At 70.1% G+C, this 19217-nt stretch carries 18 protein-coding genes; 1 reads left to right on the top strand and 17 read right to left on the bottom strand.

The window, feature by feature from the left end; all coding sequences use genetic code 11:
* Positions 1-18: 18 nt before the first annotated feature.
* Positions 19-846 carry an ABC transporter ATP-binding protein gene (locus MQN93_RS03720; RefSeq protein ID WP_242708258.1) on the top strand — a complete coding sequence of 276 codons (828 nt, stop codon included), beginning with the start codon at positions 19-21 and terminating at the stop codon, positions 844-846.
* A gap of 3 nt (positions 847-849) precedes the next feature.
* Here the strand turns inward: MQN93_RS03720 and MQN93_RS03715 are convergent, their stop codons facing one another.
* The 17 genes from MQN93_RS03715 to MQN93_RS03635 form a co-directional block, all read right to left on the bottom strand.
* On the bottom strand, positions 850-1245 hold the full coding sequence (locus tag MQN93_RS03715) for a group I truncated hemoglobin (RefSeq protein ID WP_242708257.1): 396 nt from the start codon (positions 1243-1245) through the stop codon (positions 850-852).
* Positions 1246-1322: 77 nt separating this feature from the next.
* Positions 1323-3485 (bottom strand): discoidin domain-containing protein, encoded by a 2163-nt coding sequence (locus MQN93_RS03710; RefSeq protein WP_242708256.1) that lies wholly within the window; start codon positions 3483-3485, stop codon positions 1323-1325.
* Positions 3486-3541: 56 nt separating this feature from the next.
* Entirely contained in the window at positions 3542-5170 is a 1629-nt protein-coding gene (locus MQN93_RS03705) for a glycoside hydrolase family 13 protein (protein WP_242708255.1), read from the bottom strand.
* A gap of 30 nt (positions 5171-5200) precedes the next feature.
* Positions 5201-6079, bottom strand: a complete 879-nt coding sequence (locus tag MQN93_RS03700) for a carbohydrate ABC transporter permease (protein WP_242708254.1) — start codon at positions 6077-6079, stop codon at positions 5201-5203.
* On the bottom strand, positions 6076-7032 hold the full coding sequence (locus MQN93_RS03695; RefSeq protein ID WP_016431504.1) for a carbohydrate ABC transporter permease: 957 nt from the start codon (positions 7030-7032) through the stop codon (positions 6076-6078). Before MQN93_RS03695 ends, MQN93_RS03700 begins: the two co-directional genes overlap by 4 nt.
* Before the next feature lie 2 nt (positions 7033-7034).
* The gene (locus tag MQN93_RS03690) at positions 7035-8384 is read right to left on the bottom strand and encodes an ABC transporter substrate-binding protein (protein ID WP_242708253.1); all 1350 of its coding nucleotides are present in this window, start codon (positions 8382-8384) and stop codon (positions 7035-7037) included.
* A gap of 110 nt (positions 8385-8494) precedes the next feature.
* Positions 8495-9490: a LacI family DNA-binding transcriptional regulator gene (locus MQN93_RS03685; RefSeq protein ID WP_242708252.1), complete on the bottom strand. Its 996-nt coding sequence runs from the start codon at positions 9488-9490 to the stop codon at positions 8495-8497.
* Between the two features lie 94 nt (positions 9491-9584).
* Positions 9585-10256: a GntR family transcriptional regulator gene (locus MQN93_RS03680; RefSeq protein WP_242708251.1), complete on the bottom strand. Its 672-nt coding sequence runs from the start codon at positions 10254-10256 to the stop codon at positions 9585-9587.
* A gap of 42 nt (positions 10257-10298) precedes the next feature.
* Positions 10299-11300 (bottom strand): proline racemase family protein, encoded by a 1002-nt coding sequence (locus MQN93_RS03675; protein WP_242708250.1) that lies wholly within the window; start codon positions 11298-11300, stop codon positions 10299-10301.
* A gap of 3 nt (positions 11301-11303) precedes the next feature.
* Positions 11304-12194 (bottom strand): dihydrodipicolinate synthase family protein, encoded by an 891-nt coding sequence (locus tag MQN93_RS03670; protein WP_016431509.1) that lies wholly within the window; start codon positions 12192-12194, stop codon positions 11304-11306.
* Positions 12191-13624 (bottom strand): FAD/NAD(P)-dependent oxidoreductase, encoded by a 1434-nt coding sequence (locus MQN93_RS03665; protein ID WP_242708249.1) that lies wholly within the window; start codon positions 13622-13624, stop codon positions 12191-12193. The genes MQN93_RS03670 and MQN93_RS03665 overlap by 4 nt, the downstream gene beginning before the upstream one ends.
* A complete protein-coding gene (locus MQN93_RS03660; RefSeq protein ID WP_242708248.1) occupies positions 13617-13919 on the bottom strand; it encodes a (2Fe-2S)-binding protein in 303 nt (100 codons plus the stop codon). Before MQN93_RS03660 ends, MQN93_RS03665 begins: the two co-directional genes overlap by 8 nt.
* Positions 13916-15067 carry an NAD(P)/FAD-dependent oxidoreductase gene (locus MQN93_RS03655; RefSeq protein WP_242708247.1) on the bottom strand — a complete coding sequence of 384 codons (1152 nt, stop codon included), beginning with the start codon at positions 15065-15067 and terminating at the stop codon, positions 13916-13918. The genes MQN93_RS03660 and MQN93_RS03655 overlap by 4 nt, the downstream gene beginning before the upstream one ends.
* A gap of 118 nt (positions 15068-15185) precedes the next feature.
* A complete protein-coding gene (locus tag MQN93_RS03650) occupies positions 15186-16001 on the bottom strand; it encodes an ABC transporter permease (protein WP_016431513.1) in 816 nt (271 codons plus the stop codon).
* Between the two features lie 17 nt (positions 16002-16018).
* The gene (locus tag MQN93_RS03645) at positions 16019-16912 is read right to left on the bottom strand and encodes an ABC transporter permease (RefSeq protein WP_016431514.1); all 894 of its coding nucleotides are present in this window, start codon (positions 16910-16912) and stop codon (positions 16019-16021) included.
* Between the two features lie 4 nt (positions 16913-16916).
* Entirely contained in the window at positions 16917-18119 is a 1203-nt protein-coding gene (locus MQN93_RS03640) for an ABC transporter substrate-binding protein (protein WP_242708246.1), read from the bottom strand.
* Between the two features lie 47 nt (positions 18120-18166).
* Positions 18167-19204, bottom strand: coding sequence for an ABC transporter ATP-binding protein (locus MQN93_RS03635; RefSeq protein WP_242708245.1), 1038 nt, complete (start codon positions 19202-19204; stop codon positions 18167-18169).
* Positions 19205-19217: the final 13 nt, after the last annotated feature.

Below are 19217 nucleotides of genomic sequence, written 5' to 3'. Positions count from 1 at the left end.
CTCGTGAAAGGGCGGTCCATGGACGCGCTGCTCGACATTTCCGGACTGCGGAAGGTCTACGAGGGGTCGGGCCGCCGCGTGGAGGCGGTGCGCGACCTGACCTTCACGGTGGAGTCCGGCGAACTCGTGTGTGTCGTCGGCCCGTCGGGCTGCGGCAAGACCACACTGCTGAAGTGCCTGGGCGGGCTGCTCGCGCCGACGGCGGGGCGGGTGCTGTTCGCGGGGAAGCCGGTGAGCGGGCCGCCGCCCGGGATGGCGCTGGTCTTCCAGGAGTACGGACGCAGCCTCTTCCCCTGGATGCGGGTCGCCGAGAACGTCGAACTCCCGCTGAAGCAGAAGGACTTGAGCAAGGCCAGGCGCAGGGAGCTGGTCGCGGACGCCCTCGCCTCGGTCGGTCTCGCGGACGCCGCCGGTGCCTACCCCTGGCAGCTGTCCGGCGGTATGCAGCAGCGCGTCGCCATCGCCCGCGCCCTCGCCTACGAGCCCGACGTCCTGCTGATGGACGAGCCGTTCGCGGCCGTCGACGCGCAGACCCGCGCGGATCTGGAGGACCTCGTGCGCGGCCTGTGGCGGGAGCGCGGCATCACGATCCTGTTCGTCACCCATGACATCGACGAGGCCGTCTACCTCGGTGAGCGGGTGGTCGTCCTGTCGGCCTCCCCCACCGTCGTGCAGGAGCAGCTGAAGGTGGATCTGCCCGACGAACGGGACCAGTTGACCACCCGCGTGGCTCCACGCTTCGCCGAACTGCGCACCCATGTCTACGAACAGATCCAGGCGGCGAAGCGCGGGAAGGCGGACCCGGCGGGCGGGAAGGCCGACGCGGAGCCTGCCGACCGTCCCTGAGCGTCAGGCGGTGACGATCTCCTGCTTCAGCGGCAGCAGTCGCTGCGCGATCGTGCCGATGGTCTCCTCGTCCACGCCCGCCTCAGTAAGCGCCCCGGCGAGATGGGTCACCACCCGGCCGAAGGCGTCCTCCGTGACGGCCAGGTGTTCGTGGGCCGTGCGCATCGAGCGCCCGGAGTAGGGGCGGGTGGCCCCGAGCGCCTGGCCGATGAAGCGGCGCTGGTGCTGCTTGAGCCGGTCCAGGTCCACCCCCGTGAAGTACGGCTGCAGATCCGGGTCGCTCAGTACCTTGTCGTAGAAGAGGTCGACGACGGCCCCGACGGCCTCCTCCCCTCCGAGTTGCTCGAAGAGGGTCGGGGTGGCTGCCGGGGCCGGCGTGCCGGCGGTGGTGTCGGTCATGACGTCAGGGTCGCCACGCCGTCTTGCCGCCGCGTGAGCAAGCGGTTACCGGGCTGTCAGAACCGCCTCACACCGCCTCAGCTCGTCACGTACGCCTCCACCTCGCTGAACTGCGCGGCCGGCCAGCCGGTGTTGGCCGTGACCGTCAGGCGCAGGTACCGCAGGTTGGTGCCGGCCGGGAGGGAGACGGTGGCCGTGTTGCCGGTGGCCGGGTCGAAGCGGTACCCGGTGGAGCCGACGACGGTCGAGTAGTTCGAGCCGTCGGTGCTGCCCAGCACGGTGACGGTCTGGGTGCGCGCGCCCCAGGCGGACGACGGCGGGAGCTTCAGCGTCAGCTTGCGTACGGCCTGCGCGGAGCCGAGGTCGACCGTCAGGGACTGCGGGAAGGCGTTGTTGGTCGACTCCCAGTAGGTGTTGGCGTCGCCGTCGACCGCCTTGCCCGGGGTGTAGACGTCCTGCGAGCCGGTCGCGGTGGCCGGGCGGCCCTTGGCGAGGTTGCGGTTCGGGTCGGGGTCGGTGTTGCCCTGGCCGGGCTGCGGCCACGTCGAGCAGTCGCTCCAGGTGCTGCTCCAGCCGGAGTTGCCGCCGCCGTCGTTGATGGTGAAGGTGCCGGAGCCGGACGGGTAGGGGCAGTTGTAGATGCCGGCCGCGCCGACCCCAGTGGCCTGGACGTTGCTGAACTTCGCCGTGCCCTGGGTCTCCGCCTGGACGACGACCGTGCCGGTGTTCTTCACCGTCGCCCCGCTGACGTTGACGTTGCCGGTCGAGTAGCCGTGTCCGCCGCCGGAGACGAACTCGAAGGCGCCGTAGGGGCTGTCGGTGATCGTCGTGTCGGTGATGTTGACGGTGGCGTTCACCGCGCTGTCGTAGGAGTCGACGCGCAGCGCGCCCATCGGGTGGTTCCAGTTGGGGTTCATCGCGCCGGTGCGCACGAGCGTGTTCCCGGAGACCGTGATGGTGCCGGACAGCGGGGAGAAGGGGTCGAGGAACTTCTGGTTGGAGATCGCGATGCCGCTGCCGAGGGCGTTGGTGTCGGAGACCAGGTTGTCGCTGACGGTGATGTCGGTGCCGCCGTAGATGGCGATGCCGTTGGCGAGGTTGGGCTGCGAGATGGTGTTGTTCTCGAAGCTGCTGTTGCTGTCCGCGCCGTTGAGGGACCACATGGCGAGCGAGTCGTCGCCCTGGTTGCGCAGGAAGTTGTTGCGGACGCGGACCCCGTGGGCGTTGCCGTTGAGGTTGAGGCCGTCGGCGGTGGTGTCGAGGATGCGGTTGTTCTCGACGACGAGGTTGTCGTTGTTGCCCGTCAGCCACAGGCCGACCTTCAGGTGCTGGAGCCACATCCCGGAGACCGAACTGTTCGGTCCGAGCGAGCCGTTGACGAAGTTGTCCGGGTTGGAGTCGACGCGCTCGGTGACCTCGCCGAGCACCGCGAAGTCCTTGAGGTGCACGGAGGCGGAGGAGCTGGACTGGTCGATGAAGCGGGAGGTGTGCACGACCGAGTACCAGCTGCCCGCACCCTGCAGCGTGACGTTCTGGACGCCGCTGAGCGAGGACGTCAGCTTGTAGTCGCCCGGCGGGATCCACACCACTCCCCCCTGCGCGGCGGCGATCGCGTCCCGGAAGGCCTGGGTGGAGTCGCCGTTCCCACTCGGATCGGCGCCCTTGGAGGTGACCGAGACCGAGCCCGCGGGCTGGCCGGCTTCCCCGCCGACCTGCTCGAAGTCCGCGACGTCTACGGTGACTTGGGTGCCGGTGGACTCGAAGGCGACCTTGTCGCCCGCCTGGACGCTCTGCCCGAGCAGCATGCGGGCGTTGTCGAAGAAGTGGTGCGTCTTGGCGCCGGCGATCCAACCGGTGTCGACGTACGAGTACTTCGACGTCACCGGCAGCGTCTTGGCGAGCTTGGTGCCGTTGACGTACACATTCAGCGAGCCCGACTGGCCGTCGGGGACGTTGTAGGAGACGTTCACCGCGTTGCTCGCCCGCGGCACCGTGAACTCCACGCGCTGCCCGGAGTTCAGGCGCACGGCCTGGCGTCCGGACGCCTCGGAGGCGACGGTGCCCTGGGTGTAGTCGGGGCCGATCTTCGTGCCGGTGGTGGTGGCGGACTCGGCCTCCACGGAGGTGAAGGGCAGACTCGCGCCCGCTGCCGCGTGGGCGGCGGGGGCGGTCGCGGTGAGCAGTCCGGCGGAGAGGGCCACCACCATGGCGGCGGGCATGCCCCTGACAGTTCTGTGCATGTGCTGATCCCTTCGAGGTGGGGGTGCGGGGATAGCGGTACGGATGCGGTGCGGGCTCAGCTGCGCAGCCAGACCGCGGTGTCCTTCGGCAGCCGTCCCTCGGCGTCCAAGGGGCCGCTGCCGAGGAGGAGTTCGGTGTGGGCGGGCAGCTCGGCGGGGGTGTCGGCGAGGTTCACCACGCACAGGGCGCCGGCCCGGCCGAAGGCGAGGACGCCCTCGGGTGCGGGCAGCCAGGTGAGCGGGCCGGTGCCGAAGAGGGGGCGCAGCCGGATGCCCTCGCGGTAGAGGGTGAGCATCGAGGCGGGGTCGGCGGCCTGGCGGTCGGCGGCGTACGCGGACCAGCCGGCGGGCTGCGGCAGCCACGGCTCCTGACGGGAGCCGAAACCGGCGTACGGCGCCTCCGCGGACCACGGCAGGGGGACCCGGCAGCCGTCGCGGCCGGGGTCGGTGCCGCCGGAGCGGAAGTACATCGGGTCCTCGATGCGCTCGCGCGGGATGTCCGCCTCGGGCAGGCCGAGCTCCTCGCCCTGGTAGAGGTAGACGGCGCCGGGCAGGGCGAGCGAGAGCAGGGCGGCGGCGCGGGCGCGCCGGGTGCCGAGGTCCAGGTCGGTCGGGGTGCCGAAGGCCTTGGCCGCGAAGTCGAACCCGGTGTCGGCGCGGCCGTAGCGGGTGACGGTCCGGGTGACGTCGTGGTTGCACAGCACCCAGGTGGCCGGCGCCCCCACCGGGGCGTGCTCGGCGAGCGTCGTGTCGATCGACGTACGGAGCCTGCCCGCGTCCCAAGGGCAGGACAGGAAGGAGAAGTTGAAGGCCGTGTGCAGCTCGTCGGGGCGCAGATAGCGGGCGAAGCGCTCGGCGTCGGGCAGCCACACCTCGCCGACGAACACCCCGTCGTACTCGTCGGCGACGGCCCGCCAGGAGCGGTAGATGTCGTGGAGTTCGTCGCGGTCGACGAAGGGGTTGCGGTCCACGCCCTCGATGAAGTCGGGCAGTTCGGGGTCCTTGGCGAGCAGTGCCGCCGAGTCGATGCGGACGCCCGCCACGCCCCGCTCGAACCAGAACCGCAGGATGTCCTCGTGCTCCTGGCGCACGGCCGGGTGGGCCCAGTTGAGGTCGGGCTGCTCGGGCGTGAACAGATGCAGATACCAGTCGCCGTCGGGCAGCCGCGTCCACACCGGTTCGGTGGAGCCGACGAACTGCGACGGCCAGTCGTTGGGCGGGAGTTGGCCGTGCGCTCCGCGTCCGGGCCGGAAGTGGAACATCTCGCGCTCGGGGCTGCCGGGCCCGGCCGCGAGCGCGGCCCTGAACCACGGGTGCTGGTCGGAGACATGGTTGGGCACGATGTCGACGATGGTGCGGATGCCCAGCTCGCGGGCCTCCGCGATGAGCTTCTCCGCCTCGGCGAGCGTCCCGAACGACGGGTCGATGGCGCGGTAGTCGGCGACGTCGTAGCCGCCGTCCTTCATCGGTGACAGATACCAGGGGGTGAACCACAGGGCGTCTACGCCGAGTTCGGCGAGATACGGCAGCCGGGAGCGGACGCCCGCGAGGTCACCGGTGCCGTCGCCGTCGGCATCGGCGAAGCTGCGGACGTAGACCTGGTAGATGACGGCGGAGCGCCACCAGTCCTTGTCGCCCCGAGCGTCGACGGGTTGGTCCTTCTGGGCAGGGGAGGGCTGTCCCACTGTGCATGCCTTTCTGTCGAAGGGAGGGCGTCAGCCCTTCGTGCTGCCCGCGCTGATCCCGGCGATGATGTGCCGCTGGAAGACCAGGAACAGCGCGACCATCGGGATGCTGGCGATGACCATCGCGGCGATGAGCACGGTGAGCTGGATGTTCTGCGACAGCTGGACCAGTGCCACGCTGATCGGCTGCTTGCCGGTGTCGGAGAAGACCATCAGCGGCCACAGGAAGTCCTGCCAGACGGCCACCAGGGCGAAGATCGACACGACTCCGAGGACCGGCCGCGACATGGGCAGCACGATCGACCAGAGCGTGCGCAGCTTTCCGGCGCCGTCCATCTCGGCGGCCTCCAGCACGTCGCGGGGAAGCTGGTCGAAGAACCGCTTGAGCAGATAGAGGTTGAAGGCGTTGGCGACGGCCGGCAGCCAGATGGCCAGCGGGTCGTTGAGCAGGCTGGTGTGGATGAACGGCAGGTCGGCCACGGTCAGGTACTTGGGGACGACCAGGGCCTGCGCCGGGACCATCAGCGTGGCGAGGATACCGCCGAGGATCACCTTGCCGAAGGCCGGCTTGAGCTTGGACAGGGCGTAGGCGGCGGCCGTGCAGAACACGATCTGGAACGCCCAGGCGCCGGCCGCCTGGACCACGGTGTTCCACAGGTGCTGGGGCAGCTGCATCAGGTCCCAGGCGTCGGTGTAGCCGCCGAGGTGCCACTGCTTCGGCACGAGGGTGGGCGGTGTCTGCGCGATCTCGTCCGGTGACTTCAGGGCGCCGGTCACCATCCAGTACACGGGGAAGAGGAAGGCGAAGGCGAAGAGCAGGACGACGGCGGTGAAGACGGTCCAGTAGAGGGCCTTGCCGCGCGGGCGGGCCAGCGTCGCCGGGGAGACCAGGGTGCGGGTGGCGCTCATGCGTCCTCCTCTCCGGAGCGGGTGAGCCGCAGATAAACGGCGGAGAAGGCGCCGAGCAGCACGAGGAGCATCACGCTGAGCGCGCAGGCGCCGCCGAAGTCGTTGTAGAGGAAGGCGTACTTGTAGATCAGGTAGAGCACGGTGACCGTGGCGTTCTCCGGGCCGCCGCCCGTGATCACGAACGGTTCGGTGAAGATCTGCATCGTGGCGATGATCTGAAGGAGCATCAGCATCAGGATGACGAACCGGGTCTGCGGGATCGTCACGTGCCGGATGCGCTGGAGCAGGTTGGCCCCGTCGAGTTCGGCGGCCTCGTACAGCTCGCCGGGGATCGACTGCAGGGCGGCGAGGTAGATCAGGACGGTGCCGCCCATGTTGGCCCACGTGGCCACGATCACCAGGGAGATGAGGGCGGTGTCGGCGCCGTTGGACCAGTTCGAGGTGGGCAGGTGCAGAAAGCGCAGCGCCTCGTTGGCCAGGCCCGCGCCGGGGTCGTAGAACCACTTCCACAGCAGGGCGCTGACCACCGGCGGGATCATCACCGGGAGGTAGACCACGACCCGGAAGAAGGCCTTGGCGTGCCGGAGTTCGTTGAGGACCAGGGCCATCACGAAGGGGATCGCGAAGCCGATCAGCAGGGCGAGCAGGGTGAAGGTCAGGGTGTTGCGCCAGGCCGCGGAGAACTCCGGATCGTGCCAGACGCGGGTGAAGTTGGCGGTGCCGACCCACTCGGGCGAGGAGCCCGGCGTGTACTTCTGGAAGGCGATCACGACGGCGCGGATCGCCGGGTACCAGGAGAACAGGGCGAAGCAGATCAGACCGCCCAGCAGGAAGCCGTAGGCGCGGGCCTGGTCGGCGAGGCGGCGCCGCCTCCGGTCCCCTGCCGGGGGCGGCGCCTGCACCGGGCGTACGGCGACCTTGCCGACCGGTCGCCGCTCGGCCGTCTTCGTCATGCTCAACCCCGCGCCAGGATGCTGTCGATCTTGCCGGAGGCTTCCTTGAGCAGCTGGTCGATGTTCGCGTCCTTCTTGGTGAGGACGGCGGAGACGGTGCCGTCGAGGACGGAGTAGATCTGCTGCGCGTTCGGCGGCTCGATCTTCATCTGGAGCTGCTGGTTGCCGTCGAGGAAGGTCTGGTAGTTCTCCACCGGCACATTGGCGTTGGCCTTCTTGACCTGCTGGTCCTTGGCGTCGGCGGCGCCGGTGAACAGGCGCGGCTCGGGCAGTCCGACGGGGGCGTCGTTCTTCTTGGCGCGGGCGTAGTCGCCGAGGAAGCCCGATCCGGGGGTGAGGAACATGTGGTCGAGCCACTTCAGGCCGGCGCGGATCTGGGCGGGCGTGTCGTGCTTGTTGAACATGTAGCCGTCGCCGCCGATGAGCGTGCCCTTGCCGCCGGGCATCGGGGCGAGCGCCAGGTCCTTGTAGTTGCCGCCCTTCTCCTTCACCAGGATCGGGATGTTGTCGGGGGCGGAGAGGTACATGCCGAGCTTGCCCGAACCCATCATCTGCTGCACGTCGTTGATGACGAGGAGCTGTTTGCTGCCCATCGAGTTGTCGCTCCAGCGCATGTCGTGCAGATTCTGCAGGACGGCGTGGCCCTCGGGGGTGTCGACGGAGGCCTTCTTGCCGTCGGCGCTGACGACGTCGCCGCCCTGGGAGTACATCTCGGCGGTGAAGTGCCAACCCCCTTGGTTCTGGGCGCTGTAGTCGGCGTAGCCGACGGTGCCGCCGCCGAGGGCCGCGATCTTCTTGGCGTCGGCGCGGACCTCCTCCCAGGTGGTGGGCGCCTTGTCCGGGTCGAGTCCGGCCTTCTCGAAGAGCTTGCGGTTGTAGATCAGACCCATCGAGTAGCCGGTGCGCGGGACGCCGTAGATCTTCCCGTCGACGGTGTAGATGTCGCGCAGCTGCTTCTGGATGGTGTCGTAGCTCTTCAACTCCTTGATGTACGGCGTGAGATCGGCTGCCTGGTTGATGTCGACGACGTGCTTGGCGTCGGTGAAGTACGTGTAGAACACGTCCTCCATCTGGCCGCCGGCGAGCTTGGCGTCGAAGGTCTTCGGGTCCTGGCAGGGGAACGCGTCGTGCGCGACGACGTCGATGTCCGGGTTCTTCTTCTCGAAGGCGGCGACGTCCTGCTCGAAGAACCCCCGGTCGACCTTGGCGCTCTTGGGCGGCTCGCAGTTGACCGTGATGCGCGTTTTGCCGCTGGAGGAGTCGTCGTCGCTCGATCCGCAGGCGGACGCGGTCAGAGCGAGCGAACAGACGCCGAGCGCGGCGAAGGTACGGCGGAACCCGGTGCTTCTCATCGGTGGACCCCTCTGGGCAGGAGCGGTGGGCGTCGCACACTCAAGCACCGCCGACATCCGAACGCAAGATGTCGCGCACAATTTGAAATTATTCGACAGCTGAATGGATCTCAGCTGCGAGGCGCCTGCGCGGTCGACCCCCTGACCACCAGCTCCGGCTCGAACAACAGCTCCTCCGCGGCTACGGAACTGCCGTTGATCTGCGCGTTCAGCAGCTCGACGGCCGCCCTCCCCATCGCCTCGATGGGCTGGCGGACGGTCGTCAGCGCGGGCTCGGTGCAGTTCATCAGCGCGGAGTCGTCGTAACCGACGACCGAGACCTGCGCGGGGACGCCGAGCCCCTTGCGCCGGGCGGCCCTGATCACCCCGAGGGCGAGCGGGTCGCTCGCACAGATGAAGCCGGTGACGCCCCGGTCGATGAGCCGGGAGGCCGCCGCGTGACCGCCCTCGATGGAGAACATGGTCCGGGCGACGAACTCCTCCGGGAGGTCCCCCATCTCCCGGGCCGCGGCGAGCTTGCGCACCGAGGGCATGTGGTCGGCAGGGCCGAGCACCAGGCCGATCCGCTCGTGCCCGAGCGAGGCCAGATGCCGCCAGGCCTGCTCCACCGCCACCGCGTCGTCGCAGGACACGCCCGGGAACCCGAGGTCGTCGATGGAGGCGTTGACCAGCACCACCGGGATGTTGCGCTCGCCGAGCAGCCGGTAGTGGTCGTGCGGGGCGTCCGCCTGCGCGAACAGTCCGCCGGCGAAGACGACACCGGAGACCTGCTGCTGCAGCAGCAGCTCCACGTAGTCGGCCTCGGAGACGCCGCCCTTGGTCTGGGTGCACAGCACCGGGGTGAGGCCGAGCTGGGCCAGGGCGCCGCCGATCACCTCGGCGAACGCCGGGAAGATCGGGTTCTGCAGCTCGGGCAGGACGAGGCCCACGAGCCGCGCACGCTCGCCGCGCAGCTGCGTGGGCCGCTCGTAGCCGAGCACGTCCAGGGCGGAGAGCACCGCCTGCCGGGTGGACTCGGAGACCCCGCGTTTGCCGTTGAGCACCCGGCTGACCGTGGCCTCACTGACCCCGACCTTCTTCGCCACCTCAGCAAGTCGTCGCGTCATGAGCGCAAGAATAGCGCAAGAAATGCAAACTGCTTGCGTAATGGTGGCGGGTGAGGTGTCGGGCAGGCCGTCGCGGGCGGCGCCGGTGGACCGGTCAGGGGGCCGCCCACAGACCGCGGACGTGCCCGAGGTGCCTGGTCATCACCTCGCGTACGCGCTCCGGGTCCCGTGCGAGCAGCGCGTCGAGGAGTTCCAGGTGCTCCTCGGCGGAGGCCTGCAGCCGGCCCGCCTCGACCAGGGCGGTCAGCCCGTACAGCCGCGAACGGCGCCGCAGGTCCCGTACGACCTCCACGAGATGGTCGTTGCCCGCGAGGGCCAGCAGACTCAGGTGGAAGTTCAGGTCGGCCCCGATGTACTCGATGAGGTCGCCCTTGGCCGCCGCGTTGACGATCTCCATGGCGAGCGGCCGCAGCGCCCTCAGCGCGTCGAGGTCGGCGGTGGTCGCGAGGCCCACAGTCGTCGGGATCTCGATCAGGGACCGTACGTGCTTGTACTCGTCGAGCTGCTTGTCGGAGACGACGGTGACCCTGAAGCCCTTGTTCGGGACGATGTCGACCATGCCCTCCTTGACCAGTTCGAGCATGGCCTCGCGCACCGGGGTCGCGGAGACGCCGAGGCGCGGGGCGAGGCCGGGCGCCGAGTACACCTCGCCCGGGCGCAGTTCACCGGCGATCAGTGCGGCCCGCAGCACATCCACCGTACGTTCGCGGAAGTTGGGCTTCCTGCCGCCGAGCGGGGGCAGGGCGGGGCGTCGCTGCGGGGCCATGGTGATCGTCCTCCTCGGGTCGCCCGACACTATCGAAGGCGGCTACAGCACGAAGCCCGCGGGGAAGGGGTCCTCCGGGTCCAGCAGATACTGCGCGGTTCCCGTGATCCAGGCGCGGCCCGTGAAACTGGGCAGCACGGCCGGGCGGCCCGCGACCTCGGTCGTGCCGAGCAGGCGGCCGGTGAAGCGGGTGCCGATGAAGGACTCGTTGACGAACTCGGTGTGCAGGGGGGGTTGGCCGCGCGCGTGCAGCTGGGCCATGCGCGCGCTCGTCCCGGTGCCGCACGGCGAGCGGTCGAACCAGCCGGGGTGGATCGCCATCGCGTGGCGTGAGTGGCGTGCGGTCGAGCCGGGCGCGAGGAGGTGGACGTGGTGGCAGCCTCGGATGGAGGGATCCTCCGGGTGGACCGGCTCGTCCACGGCGTTGATGGCGTCCATGAGGGACAGGCCGGCGGCGAGGAGGTCGTCCTTGCGGGAGCGGTCGAAGGGGAGGCCGAGCTGGTCCAGCGGGAGGATGGCGTAGAAGTTGCCGCCGTATGCCATGTCATATGTTACTGACCGACCGTCAGCCAACGTGGCCTTCCGGTCGAGTGCGACCGCGAACGACGGCACGTTCCGCAGCGTCACCGCCTTCGCCGCCCCGTCCTGGACCGCCACCTCGGCGATCACCAGTCCGGCGGGGGTGTCCAGGCGGATGGTGGTGACCGGTTCGACGACCTCGACCATGCCGGTCTCCACCAGCACCGTCGCGACACCGATCGTGCCGTGCCCGCACATGGGCAGATAGCCGGACACCTCGATGTAGAGGACGCCCCAGTCGCAGTCGGGGCGGGTCGGCGGCTGCAGGATCGCGCCGCTCATCGCGGAGTGCCCGCGCGGCTCGTTCATCAGCAACTGCTTGATGTCGTCGCGGTGTTCGCGGAAGTACAGCCGCCGCTCGTTCATCGTGGCGCCGGGGACGACTCCGATGCCGCCGGTGATCACACGGGTCGGCATGCCCTCGGTGTGCGAGTCCACGGCGTGCAGGACCAGTTTGCTGCGCATGGCCTACGCCAGTCCGGCCGCGACGGCCTGCTCGGTGGCGGCCCGCACCACGGCCTCCTGCTCGGGCAGCAGCGGCATCCGCGGTGGACGACACGGGCCGCCGTAGCGCCCGACGATGTCCATCGACACCTTGATCGCCTGTACGAACTCCACCTTCGAGTCCCAGCGCAGCAGCGGGTGCAGCTGCTCGTACAGCTTCTTGGCGGTGTCCAGCTCCCCCGCGACGGCCGCGCGGTACAGCTCGACGCACGACCTGGGCAGCGCGTTCGGGTAGCCCGCCACCCAGCCCTTCGCACCGGCGATGGCGAGTTCGAGCAGTACGTCGTCGGCGCCGATCAACAGGTCGAGTTCCGGGGCGAGTTCGGCGATCCGGTAGGCGCGGCGGACGTCTCCGGAGAACTCCTTGACGCCCTGGATATGCCCCTCGCCGTGCAGCTTCGCGAGGAGTTCGGGCACGAGGTCGACCTTGGTGTCGATCGGGTTGTTGTACGCCACGACCGGCAGACCCGCCTTCGCGACCTCCGCGTAGTGGGCGAGGACCGAACGCTCGTCGGCGCGATAGGCGTTGGGCGGCAGCAGCATCACCGCGTGGCAGCCGGCGTCGCGGGCCTGCTCGGCCCAGCGGCGGGCCTCCGCGGACCCGTAGGCGGCGACGCCGGGCATCACACGCTCACCGCCGATCGCGGCGACGGCCGTCTCGACGACCTTGGCGCGCTCCTCGGGGGTCAGTACCTGGTACTCCCCCAGCGAGCCGTTGGGGACGACGCCGTCGCAGCCGTTCTCCACGAGCCAGGCGCAGTGCTCTGCGTACTTGCCGTGGTCCACGGAGAGGTCGTCGTTCAGCGGCAGCGCGGTGGCGACGAGGACGCCGCGCCAGGGGCGGTGGTCGGTCATGAGGGCCCTCCATCGGTCGGGTGAGTGTGCGCACGGGTCGTCGACTGCGAGTGCTCCTCGGCGAGCACGCCGAGCGGTACGGGACGGGCGAACGGCCTTCTGGACGCGGTGAGTTCGCATCCCGCGAGGCCCACGACCCCGGGTGCGCAGATCCGGCCCTGGCACCAGCCCATGCCGGCCCTGGTCAGCAGCTTCACGGTGCGCAGGTCACCGGCGCCGAGCTGCGCGACGGCCTCGCGGACCGTGCCGGCGGTGACCTCCTCGCAGCGGCACACCACGGTGTCGTCGGTGACCTGCTCGCTCCAGTTCGCGGGAGGGGCGTACACGGCATCGAGCGCGGCGGCGAACTCCCCCAGCCGCGTACGGGACTTGGCGGCCGCGACCCACTCCTGCGGGTCCGGTGTACCGCCCGTGAGGCGTACGGCGGCGGAGCGTCCGGCGATATGCCCCTCGGTCAGCGCGAGCGCCGAGCCGCCGATGCCGGTGGCCTCACCGGCGGCCCAGACGCCGGGTACGTCGGTGCGCTGTTCGCCGTCGACGTGGACGCGCAGGCCGTCGAGGCGGCAGCCGAGGGTCTCGGCGAGGTCGGTGTGCGGGAGCATGCCGTGCCCGACGGCGAGGGTGTCGCACGGGATACGGCGTTCGGTGCCGGCCCTGACCCCTCCCTCGCCGTCGAGCGCGGCGACGGTCACCGCCTCCAGCCGGTCGATGCCGTGCGCCTCAATGACGGTGTGCCGGGCGAGCGTTCGCACCCGGTGTCGCAGCAATCGGGCCGCGTATCCGGCGCCTTCGGCGACCTTGCCCGGCTGGGCCGCCAGTGCCCGGGTGCGCCGTAGGAAGGCCCGGGGGGCGGCCGACTCGACGAGCGCCGCGACCTTGACTCCCGCCGCCGCGAGCCCGACCGCCACGGGCAGCAGCAGCGGGCCGGTCCCGGCGACCACGGCGGTGCGGCCGGGCACCACGAGGGCGCCCTTGAGCATGGCCTGGGCCCCGCCCGCGGTGACGACGCCGGGCAGCGTCCAGCCGGGGAAGGGCAGCACCTTCTCGTATCCGCCGGTGGCCAGGACGACGGCGTCGGCGCTCACGGCCACCGCGTCCTCCTCCTCGGGGCCGAGCAGGGCGTGCACGGTGAACCGGCCGGACTCGCGCTCCACCAACCAGACATGATGATCCGTCAAGTGCTCTACGGCGCCTGCCCGCACGTGCGCGTCGAGCGCCTCGCGCAGCCGCTGCCAGGTCCGCCAGTCGTGGTGCAGGGCCTGCGGGCGGCCCGCGCGCAGGGCGGCGGCGGGCTGCCGGTAGAACTGGGCGCCCGCCTGCGCAGCCGCGTCGATCAGCGTGACGCGGACCCCGTGCGCGGCAGCGGCCACGGTCGCGGCGAGTCCCGCGGGTCCCGCGCCGATCACGGCGAGACGGGGCCGGTCAGTCATCGTGGCCCGTGCCTTCCTGGGTGCGGATCGCGTCGCCCGGTTGCAGGGGAAGCAGGCAAGCCCGTTGTCCCGGGCGGTCGTTGACGGTCACGAGGCAGTCGAAGCAGACTCCGATTCCGCAGAAGACGCCGCGCGGGCGGCCCTCGCCCCGGGTGGTGCGCCACGAGGTGATGCCGGCCGCCCAGAGCGCGGCGGCGACCGTCTGGCCGGGCAGCGCCTCGATGTCGCGGCCGTCGAACGTGACCGTGAAGGCGGGGCCCGGGCGGGCGCCTGCCAGGTCGAGCGGGGAGCTCACGCGGCCTCCTCGGCGAAGCGGTCGGGGCGGAACGGCGTCAGGTCCAGATCGGGTGTCTTCGCGGTCAGCGCCTGGGCGATCAGATGGCCGGTGCCGGTGGACAGACCGATGCCGGCGCCCTCGTGGCCGCAGGCGTGGAAGAGGCCGGGGACGCGGGGGTCCGGGCCGATGGCGGGTAGGTGGTCGGGCAGGTAGGGGCGGAAGCCGACGTAGGAGCGCAGGGCGCGGACGCCGGCCAGGAAGGGGAACAAGCGGGTCGCGCCCGCCGCCAGTGCGCGCAGCACCGGCAGCGAGAACGACCGGTCGAAGCCGACCCGTTCGCGGCTCGCGCCGATCAGGACCGGCCCGGCGGCGGTGCCCTCCACGACCGGCGAGGTCTGCAGCGCGGCCGAGTCGCTGGCCACGTCGGCCACGTAGTCGGCGGCGTACACCTTGTGGTGGACCATGCGCGGCAGCGGTTCGGTGACCAGGACGAAGCCGCGGCGCGGCAGCACGGGGAGGTGCGCCTCGGCAAGGGCGGCGATCTCGCCGCCCCAGGTTCCGGCCGCGTTGACGAGGGCCGGGGCGTGGATGTCGCCGCGGTCGGTACGGACGCCGAGCACGGACCCGTCGGGGGTGCGCAGGACGTCCGTCACGGTGCGGTCGGTGAGCAGGCGCGCGCCCGCGGCCCGCAGCAGATGGGCGGCGGCGAGGGCGGGCATGACCTGGCTGTCCTGCGGATAGTGCACGGCTCCGGGCAGACCGGGTGCGAGGTGGGGTTCGAGGCCGTACAGGGCGTCCCCGTCGACGGGTTCGGCGACGACTCCGGCGGCACGCTGCTCGACGGCGAGGCGCTCGAGTGCGGTCAGGCCGCCCGGTGAAGTGGCCACCACGACGCCGCCCTTGGCCTCGTACTGGATGAACTGGCCGAACTCCTCGGCCAGTTCACCCCACAGGCGGGTGGAGAGGAGCGCGAGGTCCAGCTCGGGGCCCGGTTCCTTGTCGGAGACGAGGATGTTGCCCTCCCCGGCGCCGGTCGTACCGCCGCCGACCGGGCCGCGGTCCACGACGGTCACGTCCAGACCGGCGCGGGCCGCGAACAGGGCGCAGGCGGCGCCGGTCATGCCGGCGCCGATGACCACGGCGTCGCAGGTCAGTGGGTGGGTCACGGTCAGTACTATGTCACATACCACAGGGCATGGGAACGGTGCCCACAGGACTTGGGAACGGTGCCCACAGGGCCCGGGAACGGGTGCCCACAGAGCTCGGAACACTCCCCCCAGATCCCTACACCCGACCCCCCGTAGCCGTATCCGAGGACATCCTCTGGGCGACGTAGATCGGGATGACGGAGAGCAGGACGAGGACGGCTGCCACCACGTTCACCACCGGGGCCTGCTGCGGTCTGGTCATGTTGTTGAAGATCCAGATGGGCAGCGTCTCGATGCCGGGACCGGCCGTGAACGTCGTCACCACGATCTCGTCGAAGGAGAGCGCGAAGGCGAGCAGTCCGCCTGCGAACAGTGCCGAGCGCACCAGCGGGAAGGTGATGTCCACGAAGGCGCGGAAGGTGTCGGCGCCCAGGTCCATCGCCGCTTCCTCATAGGAACCGGCGGTGCGGCGCAGCCGGGCCACGACGTTGTTGAAGACGACGACGATGCAGAAGGTGGCGTGGCCGACGATCACGGTGAAGAGGCCAAGGCCCACGCCCAGCGGCTCCAGCACTGTCCCGAAGGCCGAGTTGAGGGCGATGCCCGTGACGATGCCGGGCAGGGCGATCGGCAGGACGACCACGAAGGAGATGGTGTCGCGGCCGAAGAAGCGATGCCGGGCGACCGCGAAGGCGATGAGGGTGCCGAGGACCAGGGCGATGGCGGTGGCGCCGAGGCCTGCCTTGACCGAGACCCACAGCGCCTCGCGCGCGCCGGCGTTCTGCCAGGCGACGTGCCACCAGTGCAGGGTGAGGCCGGGCGGCGGCCAGCTCGCGCTGCGGTCCGGGTTCAGGGAGTTGACGAGGACGAGCAGCAGCGGGACGTAGATCACCGCGAAGCCGAGGGCGGCGGCGAGGCGGAGCGCTGTGCGGGCCCATCGGGAGAGTGCCATGTGACATACCACCCGCTTCACAGACTGCTGAGCGCGCCCGTTCGGCGCATCGCCAGCAGATACACCACGATGACCACGACCGGCACCGTGCCGAGCGCCGCCGCCATGGGCAGGTTGAGTTCGATGTTGGAGTAGACGACGTTGCCGATCAGCTGGGTCTTGCCGCCGACGATCTGCACGGTGATGTAGTCGCCGAGGCTGAGCGAGAAAGTGAAGATCGATCCGGCGGCGACGGACGGCAGCACCATCGGCACCACCACCGACCGGAAGGTGCGCCAGCTGCGCGCGCCCAGGTCCGCGGAGGCGTCGAGGAGGTTCGCGGGCAGCTGCTCCAGCGCCGTGTGGATCGGCAGGATCATGTACGGCAGCCAGAGGTACGTCAGGGTCAGCACGGTGGCCGGCAGTCCGAACCCGGGTCCGCCCGCGCCGAACGGCTTCAGCATCCAGTCGGCGAGTCCGCCCTCGGAGAGGATCAGCCGCCAGGCGTACACCTTGACCAGGTAACTGGCCCACAACGGCGTGAGGATGGCGACCACGAGCAGGGGCCGCCACTTCGGGCGGGCCACGCGGGCGGTGTAGAAGGCGAGCGGGAAGGCGATGACCGCGCACAGGACGGTGACCGCGAGCGCGACGCCGATGCTGCGCAGGATCACCTGCCGGTAGACGGGGGTGGTCAGCAGCTCGTGGAAGTTGTCGGTCGACCAGACCTTCACCACCTGGGAGGTGAAGGAGTTGGTCGTCCAGAACGCGGAGACGAACAGGACGGCCAGCGAGCCGAGGTAGAGCACGGTCAGCCACAGCAGCGGGGCGGTCAGCAGCAGGGCCAGCCGGAGCCGGGGGCGGCGGTGCAGCGCCCCGGCGAGCCGGCGGACGGTGCCCTGTCCGCCGGCTCGCTCAGCAACCACGGTCATGTGTTCAGCCCTTGATCTCGGTCCAGGCCTGCACCCACTTGGCGTACGGGACGCACTTGACGTCCGTGCGGCCGTCGAGGCACTGCTCGATGGGGGTGTTCCAGAAGGCGATGTTCTTCCAGTAGTTCTCGTCGGCGGCGTGGTAGGTGGTGCAGAAGTTCTTGTCGCTGGTCAGGTCGCACGCCTTGGAGTTGGCGGGCGCCTCGCCGAAGTACTCGGCGACCTGGGCGTTGACCTTCGGCGAGACGATCCAGTCCAGCCATTTGTAGGCGCAGTTGGGGTGCTTGGCCTTGGCGGAGACCATCCAGGTGTCGGACCAGCCGGTCGAACCCTCCTTGGGCACGAAGGCCTTGACCTTGGCACCCTCGTCGGCGGTGAGGTTGGCGATGACCTGCCAGGTGGTGCCGACCACGGAGTCGCCGCTCTTGAAGGCGGAGACCTCCTTGAGGTAGTCGCTCCAGTACTCGCCGATGTCCGCGTTCTGCTTCTTCAGCAGGGCGACGGCGGCGTCGAACTGCTTCTGGTCGAGCGCGTAGGGGTCCTTGATCTTCAACTCGGGCTTGGTGGCCTTGAGATACAGCGCGGCGTCGGCGATGTAGATCGGGGAGTCGTACGCGGTGACGTGGCCCTTGTACTTGGCGGCGTCGTCGAAGACGGCCGCCCAGGAGGTGGGGGCGGGGGTGACCTTCTGGGTGTTGTACATCAGCAGGTTGGCGCCGCGGCCGTGCGGGATGCCGTACATCTGGCCGTCGACGGAGTTCCAGTCGCCGTTCTTCAACCCGGCGAAGATGTCCTTGTAGTTGGGCACGAGCTTGGTGTTGACGGGGGTTGCGTCGCCGGAGGCGATGAGGCGCAGGGAGGCGTCGCCGGAGGCGGAGACGGCGTCGTACTCGCCGGTCTTCATCAGCTTGACCATCTCGTCGGAGCTGGCCGCGACCTTGGAGTTGACCTGGCAGCCGGTCTGCTTCTCGAAGTCGCTGACCCAGTCGACCTTGGGGTCGTTGGAGCCGTCCTCGACATAGCCGGCCCAGGCGATCAGATTGACCTGGCCCTCGGTCTTGCCGAGTTTCGTGGGCGCCTTGAGATCGGGGGGGTTGAGGCCGGTGGACGACGAGCCGCCGCCGGAGTCGGAGGAGCCGCACGCACCGGCGGCGAGGACGAGCGTGGCCGCGCAGGCGGCGGCCTTGAGGGTTCGGGTGAGACGCACGACGTTCTCCCTGGGCTGTGGGGGCTTCGGCGGCTGACGTGGGGGGTTCAGCGGGTGTCCGGGACCCGGACGGTGTGGCGGTGGTGCCATTGCAGGCGCACCCTGGTGCCGCGGTAGGCGGCCACGTCCTCGGCGGAGGTCTCGAGGTTCTGCTGCAGTGCGGTGAGCCGGCCGCCGGCGTCGAGGTCGACCAGGAATCGGGTGGTGTCCCCCAGGTAGACGACCTCGGCGACGGTGCCGGTGGCGGTGGCGTGTTCGGGTTCGTCGGACTCCGCGGACTCCTTCAGTACGCGGATCTTCTCGGGCCTGATGCTGTAGACGCCCGGGGCGCCGACGACGCGTTGGGCGGACTCGCCCTCGATCAGGTTGGAGGTGCCGACGAAGGAGGCGACGAAGGGGGTGGCGGGGCGTTCGTAGATCTCGGCGGGGGTGCCGACCTGCTGGATGCGGCCCTGGTCGAAGACGGCGATGCGGTCGCTCATCGTCAGGGCTTCCTGCTGGTCGTGGGTGACGAAGACGAAGGTGATGCCGACCTCGCGTTGGAGTTCCTTGAGTTCGACCTGCATCTGCTCGCGCAGTTTGAGGTCGAGGGCGCCGAGCGGTTCGTCGAGGAGCAGCACGCGGGGGCGGCCGACGAGGGCGCGGGCGAGGGCGACGCGCTGGCGCTGGCCGCCGGAGAGCTGGGCGGGGCGCCGGGCGCCGAATCCTTCGAGGCGTACCTCGGCGAGGGCCTTGCGGGCGCGGACCAGGCGTTCGGCCTTGGGCACCTTGCGGATCTTCAGGCCGTAGGCGACGTTCTGTTCGACCGTCATGTGCGGGAAGAGGGCGTAGTCCTGGAAGACGGTGTGCACGTCCCGCTCGAAGGGTGCGAGGCCGGTGACCTCCTGTCCGGCGAGTTCGATGCCGCCCGCGGTCGGTGTCTCGAACCCGGCGATCAGCCGCAGGACCGTGGTCTTGCCGGAGCCCGAGGGTCCGAGCATCGAGAAGAACTCCCCGTCCCTGATCTCCAGGTCGACCCCGGCCACGGCGGTCGTCTCGCCGAACGACTTCCGCAGATCCTGCAGCCGGATCGCAATTCCCTCCATGCAGGGAACCTTT

It is taken from the genome of Streptomyces spinosisporus (genome assembly GCF_022698145.1).
Lineage (GTDB): Bacteria > Actinomycetota > Actinomycetes > Streptomycetales > Streptomycetaceae > Streptomyces > Streptomyces spinosisporus.
The sequence above is the reverse complement of the archived record's forward strand: the minus strand, read 5'-3'. Positions and strand labels throughout refer to the sequence as shown.